Annotated in this window: 13 protein-coding genes; 11 read left to right on the top strand and 2 right to left on the bottom strand. The window is 64.1% G+C overall.

The annotated features are described in order from the left end of the window. Window positions 1–473 precede the first annotated feature (473 nt). Complete coding sequence (gene cspD / locus G5S42_RS01580) at window positions 474–680, top strand: cold shock domain-containing protein CspD (protein ID WP_176105238.1); 207 nt, start codon at window positions 474–476, stop codon at window positions 678–680. 20 nt (window positions 681–700) lie between these two features. Here the strand turns inward: cspD and G5S42_RS01575 are convergent, their stop codons facing one another. Further along, a complete protein-coding gene (locus G5S42_RS01575) occupies window positions 701–913 on the bottom strand; it encodes a hypothetical protein (RefSeq protein WP_176105237.1) in 213 nt (70 codons plus the stop codon). Further along, a complete protein-coding gene (gene icd / locus G5S42_RS01570; RefSeq protein WP_176105236.1) occupies window positions 874–2,130 on the bottom strand; it encodes an NADP-dependent isocitrate dehydrogenase in 1,257 nt (418 codons plus the stop codon). Before icd ends, G5S42_RS01575 begins: the two co-directional genes overlap by 40 nt. A gap of 261 nt (window positions 2,131–2,391) precedes the next feature. Here icd and G5S42_RS01565 point away from each other — a divergent pair, with 261 nt between their 5' ends. The 10 genes from G5S42_RS01565 (at window position 2,392) to G5S42_RS01520 (ending at window position 14,607) form a co-directional block, all read left to right on the top strand. Next, window positions 2,392–2,961 carry a pseudouridine synthase gene (locus tag G5S42_RS01565; protein WP_176105235.1) on the top strand — a complete coding sequence of 190 codons (570 nt, stop codon included), beginning with the start codon at window positions 2,392–2,394 and terminating at the stop codon, window positions 2,959–2,961. A gap of 441 nt (window positions 2,962–3,402) precedes the next feature. Continuing rightward, complete coding sequence (locus tag G5S42_RS01560; RefSeq protein WP_121315523.1) at window positions 3,403–3,594, top strand: hypothetical protein; 192 nt, start codon at window positions 3,403–3,405, stop codon at window positions 3,592–3,594. Between the two features lie 144 nt (window positions 3,595–3,738). Then, the gene (locus G5S42_RS01555; RefSeq protein ID WP_176105234.1) at window positions 3,739–4,254 is read left to right on the top strand and encodes a DUF192 domain-containing protein; all 516 of its coding nucleotides are present in this window, start codon (window positions 3,739–3,741) and stop codon (window positions 4,252–4,254) included. A gap of 334 nt (window positions 4,255–4,588) precedes the next feature. After that, the gene (gene fusA, locus G5S42_RS01550; RefSeq protein WP_176105233.1) at window positions 4,589–6,697 is read left to right on the top strand and encodes an elongation factor G; all 2,109 of its coding nucleotides are present in this window, start codon (window positions 4,589–4,591) and stop codon (window positions 6,695–6,697) included. Window positions 6,698–6,856: 159 nt separating this feature from the next. Continuing rightward, window positions 6,857–7,384 (top strand): cupin domain-containing protein, encoded by a 528-nt coding sequence (locus G5S42_RS01545; protein WP_176105232.1) that lies wholly within the window; start codon window positions 6,857–6,859, stop codon window positions 7,382–7,384. 50 nt (window positions 7,385–7,434) lie between these two features. Continuing rightward, on the top strand, window positions 7,435–8,478 hold the full coding sequence (locus G5S42_RS01540) for a HoxN/HupN/NixA family nickel/cobalt transporter (RefSeq protein WP_176105231.1): 1,044 nt from the start codon (window positions 7,435–7,437) through the stop codon (window positions 8,476–8,478). A gap of 288 nt (window positions 8,479–8,766) precedes the next feature. Then, window positions 8,767–10,440, top strand: coding sequence for an ABC transporter substrate-binding protein (locus tag G5S42_RS01535; protein ID WP_176105230.1), 1,674 nt, complete (start codon window positions 8,767–8,769; stop codon window positions 10,438–10,440). 41 nt (window positions 10,441–10,481) lie between these two features. Beyond that, on the top strand, window positions 10,482–11,510 hold the full coding sequence (locus G5S42_RS01530) for an ABC transporter permease (RefSeq protein WP_176105229.1): 1,029 nt from the start codon (window positions 10,482–10,484) through the stop codon (window positions 11,508–11,510). Next, window positions 11,507–12,421, top strand: coding sequence for an ABC transporter permease (locus tag G5S42_RS01525; protein ID WP_176105228.1), 915 nt, complete (start codon window positions 11,507–11,509; stop codon window positions 12,419–12,421). Before G5S42_RS01530 ends, G5S42_RS01525 begins: the two co-directional genes overlap by 4 nt. After that, entirely contained in the window at window positions 12,418–14,607 is a 2,190-nt protein-coding gene (locus tag G5S42_RS01520) for an ABC transporter ATP-binding protein (RefSeq protein ID WP_176105227.1), read from the top strand. Before G5S42_RS01525 ends, G5S42_RS01520 begins: the two co-directional genes overlap by 4 nt. Window positions 14,608–14,695 lie beyond the last annotated feature (88 nt).

Genomic DNA, 14,695 nt, shown 5'->3' with positions numbered 1-14,695 from the left:
GCTGTCACGACGCTGTCATGATCGGCGCGGCCTCTCGCGTTATCGACGGGCCGATTGCGGTGCCGGCCCCCATCCTGTCATGCACGGTGCGTGCTGCACCGCGGTCGGATCGAGTATCGCACAACCTGCCGGTACTGGCTGCGAGCGCTCGCAGCGCTGGGCGTCGGCGCCGCGGGCACAGTCAGCATGTGAGTCGATTATGCGACTTTTCAAGCCACGCCGCTTGCGCCACCGCACATACGGAAGCGGTAAAAACCCTGGAAAGCGGCCTGTTTGCAACGCGACAACGACGTCTCAAAATTTTCTTGACACTCGAATAAAGAGCCCCAACAATCAAGCTGGCACTTTTTTCACTAAGCCATAATTTCGAAAAAATGCCGATGGTGAGCTTGTGAGGAGGGGACGACTGCCTCGCGCAGTCGTGGCTTTTCGAGGGCTCGTGGTAGTGACATGAGTTACAGGGGAAGTTGGAAATGGCAACTGGTACGGTCAAATGGTTTAACGACGCCAAAGGTTTCGGATTCATCACGCCTGATGAGGGCGGTGAGGATCTGTTTGCACACTTCTCGGCCATCCAGATGAATGGGTTCAAAACCCTGAAGGAAGGTCAGAAGGTCACCTTCGAGGTCGTGCAAGGCCCGAAAGGCAAACAGGCATCGAACATTCAGACTCCTGCCTGAGGCGGCTCTGCGGCGGTTCGTTACCCGTCCTTTTTGAAACCCGGCTTCTTGCCGGGTTTCTTTTTTGCGGTGGCTTTCTGTTGCAGCGGATTTTCCCGCCGGAAAATCGCGCGAAAATCCAGGGTATAAAAATACCCCGGCCGTTTGCTGGCGCCGGGGTTTTTATGCAAACTGGATAATCCCGGCGCATCAATTACATATTTTCGATCATCACTTGCCCAAATGCGGAACACGACACCTGGGTCGCGCCTTCCATCAGACGGGCAAAATCGTAAGTCACGCGCTTTTGCAGGATCGATTTTTCCATCGATCTGATTATCAGATCCGCCGCCTCGAACCAGCCCAGGTGGCGCAGCATCATTTCCGCCGACAGGATTTCCGAGCCGGGATTCACGTAGTCCTTGCCCGCGTATTTCGGCGCCGTGCCATGAGTCGCCTCGAACATCGCAACCGAATCCGACATATTCGCGCCCGGCGCGATACCGATGCCGCCAACCTGCGCGGCGAGCGCGTCGGAGATGTAGTCGCCGTTCAGGTTCAGCGTGGCGATCACGTCGTATTCGGCCGGGCGCAGCAGGATCTGCTGCAGGAACGCGTCGGCGATCACGTCCTTCACGACGACGTCGCCGCCGGTCTTCGGATTCCTGACTTTCATCCACGGACCGCCGTCCATCAGTTCCGCGTTGAACTCTTTCTGCGCGAGCGCGTAGCCGTAGTCGCGAAACGCGCCTTCGGTGTACTTCATGATGTTGCCCTTGTGCACCAGCGTCACCGAGCGGCGTTCATTGTCGATCGCATACTGGATCGCCTTGCGCACCAGACGTTCGGTCCCTTCGCGCGACACCGGCTTGATGCCGATGCCCGACGAATCCGGGAAGCGGATCTTCTTCACGCCCATTTCTTCGCGCAGGAACCTGATGATCTTCTTCGCCTGTTCGGATTCGGCCGGCCATTCGATGCCCGCGTAAATGTCTTCCGAGTTCTCGCGGAAGATCACCATGTTGGTCTTCTCGGGCTCACGCACCGGCGACGGCACGCCCTTGAAATACTGCACCGGACGCAGGCACACGTAGAGGTCCAGTTCCTGGCGCAACGCGACGTTCAGCGAGCGGATGCCGCCGCCGACCGGCGTGGTGAGCGGCCCCTTGATCGATACGATGTATTCCTTGACCGCCTGCAACGTTTCGTCCGGCAGCCATACGTCCGGGCCGTACACCCGGGTCGCCTTCTCACCCGCGTAGATTTCCATCCAGTGGATTTTCTTCTTGCCGCCGTACGCCTTTTCGACCGCCGCATCGACGACCTTGAGCATGACCGGCGTGATGTCCAGACCGGTGCCGTCGCCTTCGATGTACGGGATGATCGGTTCGTCGGAAACGTTGAGCGAGAAGTCGGCGTTGACGGTGATCTTATCGCCACCTGCCGGAACCTTGATGTGCTGATACGGCATGATCGGACTCCAGTGAAAGCCGTGCAAAAGCTGATGGGAGACTGCGAAAGAGATACGCTCGCCACGCAATGCCGAACCGCCGCGAGCGGCCTGGCCGCTATTCTAGCCCACGCCCCAGGCACGACGCGGCCGCCGCGGGCTCCGTGCTTTCCAACATCGACGACCCCTCGACCGCGCCACGCTCCTCTATAAGATACAAGAATCTGCCTGCCGATTTATGCATTATCATCGCGCCGTACCGCTCTGCCGTCTCGCTCTCCTATGCGCCTTCTCGCCCTCAACAAGCCGTTCGGCACCATCTGTCAATTTTCGCCACATGAGACGCGCGCGTCGCTTGCAGACTGGGTCAAGGTACCCGGTGTCTATCCGGCCGGCCGCCTCGACTCGGATAGCGAAGGCCTGCTGCTGCTCACCGACGACGGCGCGCTGCAGGCGCGCATCGCGGAGCCGCGTCACAAGCTCGTCAAACGCTATTGGGCGCAAGTCGAAGGCGCGGTCGACGACGCCGCGTTGAAACAGCTCGCACGCGGCGTCGATCTCGGTGACTACGTGACACGCCCATGTCAGGCGAGCTATGTCGAACCGTCTGGCTCGCTATGGACGCGCACGCCGCCGATCCGCTATCGCGCTGCGATCCCGACCACGTGGATCGAACTGTCGATCACAGAAGGCAAGAACCGTCAGGTGCGTCGCATGACGGCCGCGGTCGGTTTTCCGACGCTGCGTCTCGTGCGCGTCGGCATCGGTGCGCTTGACATTTTTTCACTCGGACTACAACCGGGTGAGAGCGTCGAGTTGCGAGCGAACGCGCCGTGGGATGGCGTCGCCTGAACGCGAATCAGGCTGCACGTGATCACTGGAAACACGTTTCACGGCCGTGACAATCAACGCTAACTCGTTGTAGCAGCACACAAAACAATGCGTGAAACGCAAGCCCGAAATGCGTGAAACAAATGAGCTCGCGCGAGCCTGCGTGATGCAGTTCGATCGCGTGTGATGACGACAAAAATTTCCGCGCAATTCACGTCAACCGCCGTACAAGTCCACGCGTTATTCGACGCAGATGCCGCCGAAGCTATCCGGCATTCAGCCTTAAAGACCTTTGCATAAGCCGTTTTTGCGCGGCGAGTACGAAAGTCCGAACGCTAGCAGACGCGTCGAAAAATTTTGTTCGATGCGGCTGTCAACCGAAAGGTGGATGGCACGTTTACCGACATGACTCTACATTTGCCGGGTCATTTGGTTAATTAACTCAAGCTGAGGATTCACAAAATGAACAAACTGATCGCCGCTCTGGTCGCTGGCCTCTTCGCAACGGCAGCATTCGCACAAGCATCGGCACCGGAAGCAGCTTCGGCAGCTCCGGCAGCAGCCTCGTCGGCAAAGAAGACCACCAAGCACGCTCACAAGAAGTCGCACAAGAAGGCAGCAGCAGCTGCTGCAGCTTCGGCAGCTTCGGAGTAAGTTGCTTGTAAAAACGCAGTAAAGAACTAGCTTCATTGCCGTTCTTACGGCGTTGTAAGGCAGATCACCGCAAGGCGATCTGCCTTTTTGTTTTTGACACGCTCGCGTAACATGCGCGGGTCGATTTCAGCAAGGAGTCTTGTCGTGCGATTTTCCATCCGCTCGTCGGTGGCGCGTTTCGCCGTTGCCGTTGCACTGCCGCTCGCGGCGCTGTCGTTCGCCGCTACCACGGCTCCCGCCCTGGCGCAGCAGATGCCGCCGGGCGCCAAGCAGCCGGGCGAGTTTCCGCGGGTCAAGCTGACCGCTGGTATGTTCGTGATCGACGCGGCCGTCGCCGCCAATGACGCGGATCGCGAACAGGGCTTGATGTATCGCACGAAGCTCGGGCCGAACGAAGGCATGCTGTTCGTGTTCAACGAGAACGCGGGCCACTGCTTCTGGATGAAGAACACGCTGATTCCGCTGTCGATCGCGTTCATACGCGCCGACGGCACGATCACCGACATCGACGAGATGCAGGCCGAGACCACCAACAACCACTGCCCGACGCACAACGGCGTGTTCGCGCTGGAAATGCCCAAGGGCTGGTTCACGGCGAAGGGCATCAAGCCGGGCATGCAGATCCAGGGCTTGCCGCCGGTGCCGGGTATCACGCAGTAGAGCACCTCACAGCCGGGCTGCGCCCCTGCGCGGCGCCCCGCAGATGGCCACCCGAGCGTCTCCGTAAACTGCCACTGGCCAGCCCGGCCGTCCCGCCCTGCTTTCCCGCAAAAACCCGGCGCCTCAACCCGAGGCCCCGGTTTTTTTTCCGCCCGCACAGCCCCGCGCGGCCAGCCTTCGCGCCGGCTGGCAGGATTCATGCAAAAGACCCATCGAAGCGCTATCCTTGTAATCTCGATTTGGTAACGCCACATAAAGCACCACCCAGACTCCCCGGGCGGCTTACGCGGTCGCCCGGCATGCGTTTCAGGCGCGCCATTACAAGGAGATTCACGTGCCCCGCAAGACTCCAATCGAGCGCTACCGGAATATCGGCATCAGCGCTCACATCGATGCCGGCAAAACCACCACCACCGAACGGATCCTGTTCTACACCGGCGTGACCCACAAGATCGGCGAGGTTCACGACGGTGCGGCGACGATGGACTGGATGGAACAGGAGCAGGAGCGCGGCATCACGATCACGTCGGCGGCCACGACCGCGTTCTGGAAAGGCATGGCCGGCAACTACCCCGAGCATCGGATCAACATCATCGACACCCCCGGGCACGTCGACTTCACGATCGAAGTCGAGCGCTCGATGCGCGTGCTCGACGGCGCGTGCATGGTGTACGACTCGGTCGGCGGCGTGCAGCCGCAATCGGAAACCGTGTGGCGCCAGGCAAACAAGTACAAGGTGCCGCGCATCGCGTTCGTCAACAAGATGGACCGCGTCGGCGCGGACTTCTTCCGCGTGCAGCGGCAGATCGGCGAACGCCTGAAGGGCGTCGCCGTGCCGATCCAGATTCCAATCGGCGCGGAAGAGCACTTCCAGGGCGTGGTCGACCTCGTCAAGATGAAGGCGATCTACTGGGACGACGCGAGCCAGGGCATCAAGTTCGAGTATCGCGACATTCCGGCTGAACTCGCCGCAACGGCGAAGGAATGGCACGACAAGATGGTCGAGGCCGCGGCCGAGGCGAACGAGACGCTGCTCGAAAAGTACCTGGGCGGCGAGCATCACCTCAGCGAAGAAGAAATCAAGCAGGGCATTCGCGCGCGCACGATCGCCAACGAGATCGTGCCGATGCTGTGCGGCAGCGCGTTCAAGAACAAGGGCGTGCAGGCGATGCTCGACGCGGTGATCGACTATCTGCCGTCGCCGGTCGACGTGCCCGCGATCACCGGTCACGACGAGCACGACAAGGAGATCGAGCGTCATCCGAACGACGACGATCCGTTCTCGGCGCTCGCCTTCAAGATCATGACCGACCCGTTCGTCGGCCAGTTGATCTTCTTCCGCGTGTACTCGGGCGTCGTCAATTCGGGCGACACGGTCTACAACGCGGCCAAGGAAAAGAAGGAGCGCCTCGGCCGCATCCTGCAGATGCATGCGAACGAGCGCAAGGAAATCAAGGAGGTCTACGCGGGCGACATCGCCGCGGCCGTCGGCCTGAAGGAAGCGACTACCGGCGACACGCTGTGCGATCCTAATCATGTGATCATCCTCGAAAGGATGATCTTCCCGGACCCGGTGATCTCGCAGGCCGTCGAGCCGAAGACCAAGGCCGATCAGGAGAAGATGGGCATCGCGCTGAATCGTCTCGCGCAGGAAGATCCATCGTTCCGCGTGCAGACCGATGAGGAATCCGGACAGACGATCATCTCCGGCATGGGCGAGCTGCACCTGGAAATTCTGGTCGACCGGATGAAGCGCGAGTTCGGCGTCGAAGCAACTGTCGGCAAGCCGCAGGTCGCCTATCGCGAAACGGTGCGCAACAAGGTAGAGGACGTCGAAGGCAAGTTCGTCAAGCAGTCGGGCGGCCGCGGCCAGTACGGCCACGCGGTGATCGCGCTCGAACCTTCCGAACAGGGCAAAGGCTACGAGTTCGTCGACGCGATCAAGGGCGGCGTGATCCCACGCGAATTCATCCCGGCGGTCGACAAGGGCATCCAGGAGACGCTGAAAGCCGGCGTGCTGGCGGGCTATCCGGTCGTCGACGTGAAGGTCACGCTGACCTTCGGTTCGTACCACGACGTCGACTCGAACGAAAACGCGTTCCGCATGGCTGGCTCGATGGCCTTCAAGGAAGCGATGCGCAAGGCGAAGCCCATACTGCTCGAACCGATGATGGCCGTCGAGGTGGAAACGCCCGAGGACTTCATGGGCAACGTGATGGGCGACCTGTCGAGCCGGCGCGGCATGGTGCAAGGCATGGAAGACATCGCGGGCGGCGGCGGCAAGCTGGTGCGTGCGGAGGTGCCGCTCGCCGAGATGTTCGGCTACTCGACGTCGCTGCGCTCGGCCACTCAGGGCCGCGCGACTTATACGATGGAGTTCAAGCATTACGCCGAAACGCCGAGCAACGTCGCCGAGGCCGTGATCAACGCGAAGAAGCAATGACGCTGACGCGGCACCGCCGAGTGTCTTGAGTCGAAGCCCGCTCCTTGTGAGCGGGCTTTTTTTCGTGGCGCCCTTGCCATCATCACGCCACGCAGCCGTTTTTTGAACGTGCCAGAATGTCGAACAGGTACGCGGCACGCAAGCCAAGGAGGGGACACGATGAGCCAGGATCACGAACATCCGCATTACCGGGCCGAGCACGAGACCGCCGAAACCGGCGGGCAGATCGACTGGCGCGAGCACGGCGTGAAGGTCATCCGCGGCGATCAGCTCGATACCAACACCGCGCAAACGCCGGGCATGAACCGCGCGGCTGCGATCAACGCGGCGCGCGTCGGCGCGCAAAAGATCTGGGCCGGCACCGTGACGATCCATCCGAACGCGAAGACCGGCGCGCATCATCACGGCGCGCTCGAAAGCGTGATCTACGTGGTGCGCGGCCAGGCGCGCATGCGCTGGGGCGAGCATCTGGAGTTCACCGCCGAGGCCGGTCCTGGCGACTTCATCTTCGTGCCGCCCTACGTGCCGCATCAGGAGATCAACGCGAGCACCGACGAGCCGCTCGAATGCGTGCTCGTACGCAGCGACAACGAAGCGGTCGTCGTCAATCTGAACATCGATGCTGTCGAGCAGCCGGAAACGGTCTACTGGGTCGATCCGATCCACAAGCATCCGCACGATCACTGAGTCGCTCATTTGCCTGCTCATTCACCTGCTGACTGATCCGCCCGCGCCACATGACGCCTACCGCTTCGCTGCGCCGTCGCCTCGTCACGCTCTACGCGGCGCTGATCGCCGCCAACCTCGGCACCTGGCTGTGGGCGCTGATCGCGTTTCGCCACTTCCCGCTGCTGCTCGGCACCGCGCTGCTCGCGTATGGCTTCGGTCTGCGTCATGCGGTCGACGCCGACCACATCGCGGCGATCGACGCGGTCACGCGCAAGCTGATGCAAACGGGCAAGCGGCCGCTCGGCATCGGGCTCGCGTTTTCGCTCGGACACTCGACCATCGTGATCGCGGCGACGATCGGCATCGCGTGGACCACGCATTCGCTGCACGGGCGCTTCGAGTGCCTCAAGGAACTCGGCGGCACGCTCGGCACGCTGGTTTCGGCGACGTTCCTGCTGGTGCTCGCGGCGGTCAATCTCGTGATCCTGCGCGATGTGTGGCGTCGCTACCGGCACGCGCAACACGATGGCGCCGTGGCGACCGCGTCAACCGATTCGCTCGCCCCAGCCGGGCTGCTGTCGCGTGCGTTACGGCCGCTGTTCCGGCTGGTGACCAAAAGCTGGCACATGTACCCGGTCGGCGTGCTGTTCGGGCTCGGCTTCGATACCGCGACCGAGATCGGCCTGCTCGCGATCGCCGCGTCGCAGGCGAGCACCGGTCTGCCGCTCTACTCGATCCTCGTGTTCCCCGGGCTCTTCACGGCCGGCATGACGCTCGTCGATTCGACCGATAACGTGCTGATGGTGCACGCATACGGCTGGGCGATGGATGACCCGAAGCGCAAGCTGTACTACAACGCGAGCATCACGTTCGTGTCGGCGGTGGTCGCGATCGTGATCGGCGGCATCGAGGCGTTGGGACTACTGTCGGACCGCTTCGGCTGGAGCGGCGGCATGTTGGATGCGATCGCCCGCATCAACGATCACTTTGGCGCGCTCGGCTATGCGATCGTCGCGGCCTTCATGGCGTGCTGGATCGGCTCGGTCCTGTTTCATCGCTGGAGACGGCCAACCGCGGCGACAGGCGCGGCAACAAGCGCGGCGCCCAAATGACTCGTTCCGGTATAACTCACTCGACCCATGCGAGGCGATCGGTAAGGATTCCGGCGCGATGCCGTCATTCTGTCCGCTACGGCGCGCACCGCTCGCAAGCATGCATCGCGCAAGCGTTGCGACGACGACACACCGCGCGCCGTTTATCGCCCGATCGGCTGGCGCGGTGCGCCGCCGGCGCGCCAGAGCCGCGAGCAATCGCTTACACTGAGACGGCTTTTCTCGCGCTGTCGCGCCGCTCGCGCGACGCTTCGGAACCGGCAACAGAACGGACTGGACACGCCATCGATGAAAACGCCAGCGGACCGCCTTCTCGCATCTGACGCACTAAACACAGCCCGCCTCACCGCCGACGCCTACGGCAACCACGCCCTCGACGAATTCCTCGCCGGCCGCATCACGCGCCGCGAACTGCTGCGCTACGCGAGCGTGATCGGTCTTTCGGTCGCGGGCGGCGGCTTGCTCGGCGCGCCGCGAGCGAGGGCGCAAGGTGCGCCGGCCCCATCGAACCAGACGATCCGCGTCGCGCATCTGACGCCGGCGGGCGCCGTCGATCCACTGACGGTCACCGACGCCGCGAGCCTCGCGCTGCTGAACCAGACCGGCGAATTCCTGATCGATGACGACGGCGAGAAGCTGATGCTCAAACCCGCGCTCGCGCTGTCGTGGAAGCCGAACGACAAGGGCGACGTGTGGACGTTCAGGCTGCGCCCCAACGTGAAATTCCACGACGGCCAGAGCTTCGGCGCGAAAGACGTGGTCGCCACCTTCGACCGTCTCGCCGATCCCGCGAGCGGCTCGGCCGCGTTGTCGGTATTGAAAGGCGTGCTGTCGAAAGGCGGTGCGAAGGTCGTCGACGAACACACGGTCGAGTTTCATCTCGACGCACCGATCGGCAATTTCCCCTACTACGTTTCCTCGGATAATTACAACGCGGTGATCCTGCCCGCGAACTTCGCGGGCAACTACGAAAAGAGCTTCATCGGCACCGGCCCGTTCAAACTCGAAAAGTATCAACCGAAGGTCGGCGCGTCGTTCGTGCGCAATCCCGACTACTGGGGCGACAAAGCGTTACCGCAACGGGTACAGTTTTCGTTCTATGCGGACGAACAGGCGCAACTGCTCGCGCTGCAAGGCCACCAGGCCGACGTGATGGGCACCTTCACCGTGCAGGGCGGCGCGGCCATTCTGAACAATCCGGACTACAAGGCAGTGGGCGTGAAGTCGAGCGCGCATCGGCAGATCCATATGCGCAACGACAGCCCGCTCTTCAAGGACAAACGCGTGCGCCAGGCGCTCGCGTTGTCGCTCGATCGCGACGTGCTCGTGCGTGGTCTCTTCAAGGGTCGCGCGCAACTCGGCAACGACAGCCCGTTCGCGCCGGTGTTTCCGTCGTCGGACGCGGGCGTGCCGCAACGCAAAAACGATGTCGCGAAGGCGAAGCAGCTGCTCGGGCAAGCCGGCGTGCCGAACGGTTTCGATGTCACGCTGACCACCGAAAAATACATGGAGATCCCCGACCTCGCGGTCGTCGTGCAGAACGCCGCGAAGGCGATCGGCGTGCGCATCAACCTGAAGGTCGAGAGCCAGTCGCTGTACTACGGCGCGGGCACGCCGGGCAAATCCGACTGGCTCGACTCGCCGCTCGGCATCACCGACTACGGTCATCGCGGCGTGCCGAACGTGTTCCTCAACGCGACGCTCACGAGCAACGGCACGTGGAATGCTGCGCACTTCAAGAATCCGCAATACGATCAACTGGTCGCGCAGTTCGTCGCGGCGATCGACCTCGCCACGCAGAAGAAACTCTCCGGACAGATCCAGACGCTGCTGCTCGACGAAACGCCGCTGATCATCCCGTTCTTCTACGATCAGCTGATCGCGATGCGCAAGGGCGTGAACGGCGTGCGCTTCACCGCGCTCGCGCAGCTGTATTTCGATCGCGCGACGCTGAGCGCGTAAGTACCGCGCTGCTCAACGCACCTTTCGCAGGAGAACTCACGATGTCGGCTCCGGCGCCCTCTCCCGCCTCGAACGCATCGCGTTTACCGCGTGCGACGAACGGCAACGCAGGCCGCGTCGCGCGTTTTCTGGCGACGCGCGTGGGTCTGTCGCTGATCACGCTGTGGCTGCTGTCGCTGACCGTGTTCGCGGGCGGCCAGTTGCTGCCCGGCGATATCGGCCGCGCGGTGCTCGGGCCGCTCGCCGATGCGCGCGCGGTCGCCGCGCTCAATCATCAGCTCGGCGCCGACCGGCCGCTGCTCACGCAATACATCGACTGGATCACGCATTTCGTGCGCGGCAACATGGGGCTGTCGTACGCGTATCGCGAACCGGTCGGGCCGTTCATCGCCGATGCGCTAGCGCATTCGGCGAAGCTCGGCCTCTTCGCGTTCATCGTCGTCGTGCCACTCGGCATTGCGGGCGGCGTGTGGTCTGCGATGCATGCGGGACGCTGGCTCGATCGCACGATCAGCATTGCCGGTTTGTCGGCGACCGTGGTGCCGGAGTTCGTGTCGTCGATTGTGCTGATCCTCGTGTTCGGCGTGTGGCTGCGCTGGCTGCCGATCGAGGCCTCGTTTCCGCCCGATGCAAGCGTGCTCGAACAGCTGCGGCATCTGGTGCTGCCGGTGCTGCCGCTCGTCTTCGTATTCTTCGGCTATATCGCGCGGATGGCGCGCGCGGGCACCGTCGAAGCGCTCGACGCCGACTACACGCGCACCGCGATCCTTAAGGGCCTGCCGCGCCACGTCGTGATCTGGCGGCACGTGCTGCGCAACGCGCTGCTGCCGACGATCACCGTCGCCGCCACCCAGCTCGGCTACATGATCGGCGGACTCGTGGTGGTCGAAACGCTGTTCCACTACCAGGGGATCGGCTCGCTGATCTACAACGCCGCCAAGGCGAAGGACTTTCCGATGCTCGAAGCGGGCGTGCTGACGATCGGCGTCGTCTATACGCTCGCGAATCTGGTCGCCGATGCGCTGCACGTGCTGCTCAATCCGCGGCTGCGGGTGAGGACCGCGGAATGAATCCGAGCGCGCCACCGGCTCCTTCGACGCCACCAGCGCCGCCCACGCCGGGCGCACCGGGCTCCGCGCCGCGCGCGCCCGCCGAGCCACGCTTCCCGCGCCTCCTGCTGCTTCTGAGTTCGCCGACCTTCATCGTGGGCGCGCTGATCGTAGCGTGGTGGATCGTCTGCGCGATCGCCGGGCCCTGGTTCGTGCATCTCGATCCGTACGCGTCCGATCCGCTCAATTCGCTCACGCCGCCCGATCGCACGCACTGGTTCGGCACCGATCAGCTCGGCCGCGACGTATTCTCACGCGTGATCGTCGGCGCGCGCGACATCCTGACCATCGCGCCGCTCGCGACGCTGCTCGGAACCGCGGCGGGCACCGCGCTCGGCCTGCTGGTCGGCTACTTCGACGGATGGGTCGACGACGTGATCGGCCGCGTGATCGACGCGGTGCTCGCGCTGCCGCTCGTGATCATCGCGCTGCTCGCGCTCGCCGCGGTCGGCGCATCGAATCTCACGGTGATTCTCGTGATCGGCCTCACCTTCACGCCGATCACCGCGCGCACCGTGCGCGCCGCCGTATTCGCCGAGCGCCATCTCGACTACGTGGCCGCCGCGCAGCTGCGCGGCGAGCGCGCCCCGTACATCATGTTCGTGGAGATCCTGCCCAACGTGCTGCCGCCGATCGTCGTCGAAGCAACGGTGCGGCTCGGCTATGCGATCTTCGCGGTCGCGACGCTGTCGTTTCTTGGCTTCGGCATCCAGCCGCCGTCGGCCGACTGGGGGCTCGCGCTGTCCGAGTCGTACACGCTGATGGCGGGCGGCGCGTGGTGGACCGTCGTGTTCGCGGCGGGCGCGATCGCGTCGCTGGTGGTCGGCGTCAATCTGATCGCCGACAGCGTGCAGGGAGTGCTCGACCGATGAACGGCGCGCCGCCCTCCTCGTTCGCCGCGTTCGACGTGTCGAAGAGCGATCGCACCGATGCGCTGACCGTGGTCGGCCTGACGGTCACCTACCGGATTCGCGGACGCGATCGCGAAGTGCTGCAGGACGTGTCGTTTCGCGTGCGGCGCGGCGAGGCGTATGGGCTCGTCGGCGAATCGGGCTGCGGCAAGTCGACCGTCGCGATGGCGACGCTGCGCTACCTGCCACGCAACGGCAAGGTGAAGGCCGGCAAGATCGTGATCGCCGGCGCGGACGTGCAGAAGCTCGGCGCCGATGCGCTGCGCAGCATGCGGGCGACGACCGTCTCGATGGTCTATCAGGACCCTGGGCGCGCGCTGAACCCGTCGCTGACGATTGCCCGCCAGATATCCGAAGCATTCGAGGCGGCCGGCGTCGCACGCGACGAAGCGTTGCATCGCACGCTCGAGATGTTGCAGCGCGTGCGTATCGCGGCGCCCGAGCGCGTGATGGACAGCTATCCTCATCAACTGTCGGGGGGCATGCAGCAGCGCGTCGTGATCGCGATGGCGCTCGCGTCGAACCCCGCGCTGCTGATTCTTGACGAACCGACCACCGGCCTCGACGCGACCGTCGAAGCGGAAGTGCTCGACCTCGTCGCGCAGTTGCGCGAGGAGCTCGGCACCGCGGTGCTGTTCATCAGCCACAACCTCGCCGTGATCGGCCGCATGTGCGAACGCATCGGCGTGCTGTACGCGGGCAAGCTGGTCGAGGAAGGCGCGACCCAGGACGTGTTCGCGCGGCCGCGTCATCCATACACGGTCGGATTGCTTCGCTGCCTGCCGAGCGCCGGACGCAGCAAGGACCGCGAACGGCTCGATACGATCGCGGGCGGCCTGCCGCTGCCGGGCTCGGTCACGCAGGGCTGCATCTATGCGCAACGCTGCCGTCTCGCCGACGAACGCTGCCGCCGCGACGCGCCGCCGCCCTATCGGCTCGGCGCTCCGCATGGGGATCAGATGGCGCGCTGCCACTATCACGAGCGCGCGATCGAGTTGCCGCGGGCGGCATCGAGCGAGGAGCCGGTGGCGGCCGCATCATCCAACGCGGCGGCGCGCGCGTCCTCTGCGCCGGTCTTGCGCGCTCGCAACCTGTCGAAAACATTCCACGTATCCGGTGCGCCGCTGCGCGCGGTCGACGACGTGTCGCTCGAACTCGCGAGCGGCGAGACGCTCGGCCTCGTCGGCGAGTCGGGCAGCGGCAAGACGACGCTCGCGCGGCTGATGCTCGGCCTGCTCGCACCCGATGCCGGCGGCGTACTCGAACTCGACGGCGCACCGCTCGCCGCGCGCGTCACGCGACGCAGCGACGAGCAGCTGAAGTCGCTGCAGATCGTGTTCCAGAATCCGGACTCGGCGCTCAATCGCGCGCATTCGGTCAAGCGGCTGATCGGTCGTGCGCTCGCGCGCTTCACCGCGCTGCGCGGACCCCAGATCGACGAAAGGCTCGGCACGCTGACGGACGCCGTGCGGCTGCCCGAGCGCTATCTCGACGCACGTTCGCGCCAGCTATCGGGTGGGCTCAAGCAGCGCGTCGCGATTGCGCGCGCGTTTGCCGGTGAACCACGCGTCGTCGTGTGCGATGAGCCGACTTCGTCGCTCGACGTGTCGGTGCAGGCCGCGATCCTGAACCTGCTCGCCGATCTGCAGCGCGAGCGCGGCGTCAGCTACGTGTTCATCTCGCACGATCTGCACGTGGTGCGCTATGTGTCGGATCGCATCGCGGTGCTCTATCTCGGCCGGCTCCTCGAAATCGGCCCGGCGGCGGCCGTGTTCGATGGACCGCAGCATCCCTATACGGAGGCGCTGTTGTCCGCCGTGCCGACGCTGCCGGGCGAACGCGCGTCCGGCGAGGAACATCGACGTGCGCGCATCCATCTGACGGGCGAGTTGCCCGGGGCCGGCGCGATGCCGTCGGGCTGCGTGTTTCACACGCGCTGTCCGCGCAAGCTCGGCGCGATCTGCGAGCAGCAGGACCCGCCGTTCCTCGACGCCGGCGGCGCCGCCGACTCGCCTTCCGCGCATCGGATTCGCTGCCATATTCCGGTCGCCACGCTGCGCGAGCTGCAATGCGAGCAGCGCGACGACGACGCGGGCAACCCGACGAACGGCGCCGATTCCGACGACGCGTCGGAAAACGCCAGCTAGCGTCGACTCGGCTCTCATCGACGTCGCGTGACGCGGCGCCACCCAGTACAGCGTCCCCTTTACGAATCCCGCGTCGGAACACGCTTTT

Source organism: Paraburkholderia youngii, assembly GCF_013366925.1.
Lineage (GTDB): Bacteria > Pseudomonadota > Gammaproteobacteria > Burkholderiales > Burkholderiaceae > Paraburkholderia > Paraburkholderia youngii.
Note: the sequence above shows the minus strand (reverse complement) of the source record. Positions and strands in the feature narration are given on the sequence as shown.

Coding starts and splice junctions, on each gene's coding strand:
- G5S42_RS01545 (WP_176105232.1), top strand. CDS start 6,857: ATGAGCCAGGATCACGAACATCCGCATTACCGGGCCGAGCACGAGACC.
- cspD (WP_176105238.1), top strand. CDS start 474: ATGGCAACTGGTACGGTCAAATGGTTTAACGACGCCAAAGGTTTCGGA.
- G5S42_RS01530 (WP_176105229.1), top strand. CDS start 10,482: ATGTCGGCTCCGGCGCCCTCTCCCGCCTCGAACGCATCGCGTTTACCG.
- G5S42_RS01535 (WP_176105230.1), top strand. CDS start 8,767: ATGAAAACGCCAGCGGACCGCCTTCTCGCATCTGACGCACTAAACACA.
- G5S42_RS01525 (WP_176105228.1), top strand. CDS start 11,507: ATGAATCCGAGCGCGCCACCGGCTCCTTCGACGCCACCAGCGCCGCCC.
- G5S42_RS01565 (WP_176105235.1), top strand. CDS start 2,392: ATGCGCCTTCTCGCCCTCAACAAGCCGTTCGGCACCATCTGTCAATTT.
- icd (WP_176105236.1), bottom strand. CDS start 2,130: ATGCCGTATCAGCACATCAAGGTTCCGGCAGGTGGCGATAAGATCACC.
- G5S42_RS01520 (WP_176105227.1), top strand. CDS start 12,418: ATGAACGGCGCGCCGCCCTCCTCGTTCGCCGCGTTCGACGTGTCGAAG.
- G5S42_RS01560 (WP_121315523.1), top strand. CDS start 3,403: ATGAACAAACTGATCGCCGCTCTGGTCGCTGGCCTCTTCGCAACGGCA.
- G5S42_RS01540 (WP_176105231.1), top strand. CDS start 7,435: ATGACGCCTACCGCTTCGCTGCGCCGTCGCCTCGTCACGCTCTACGCG.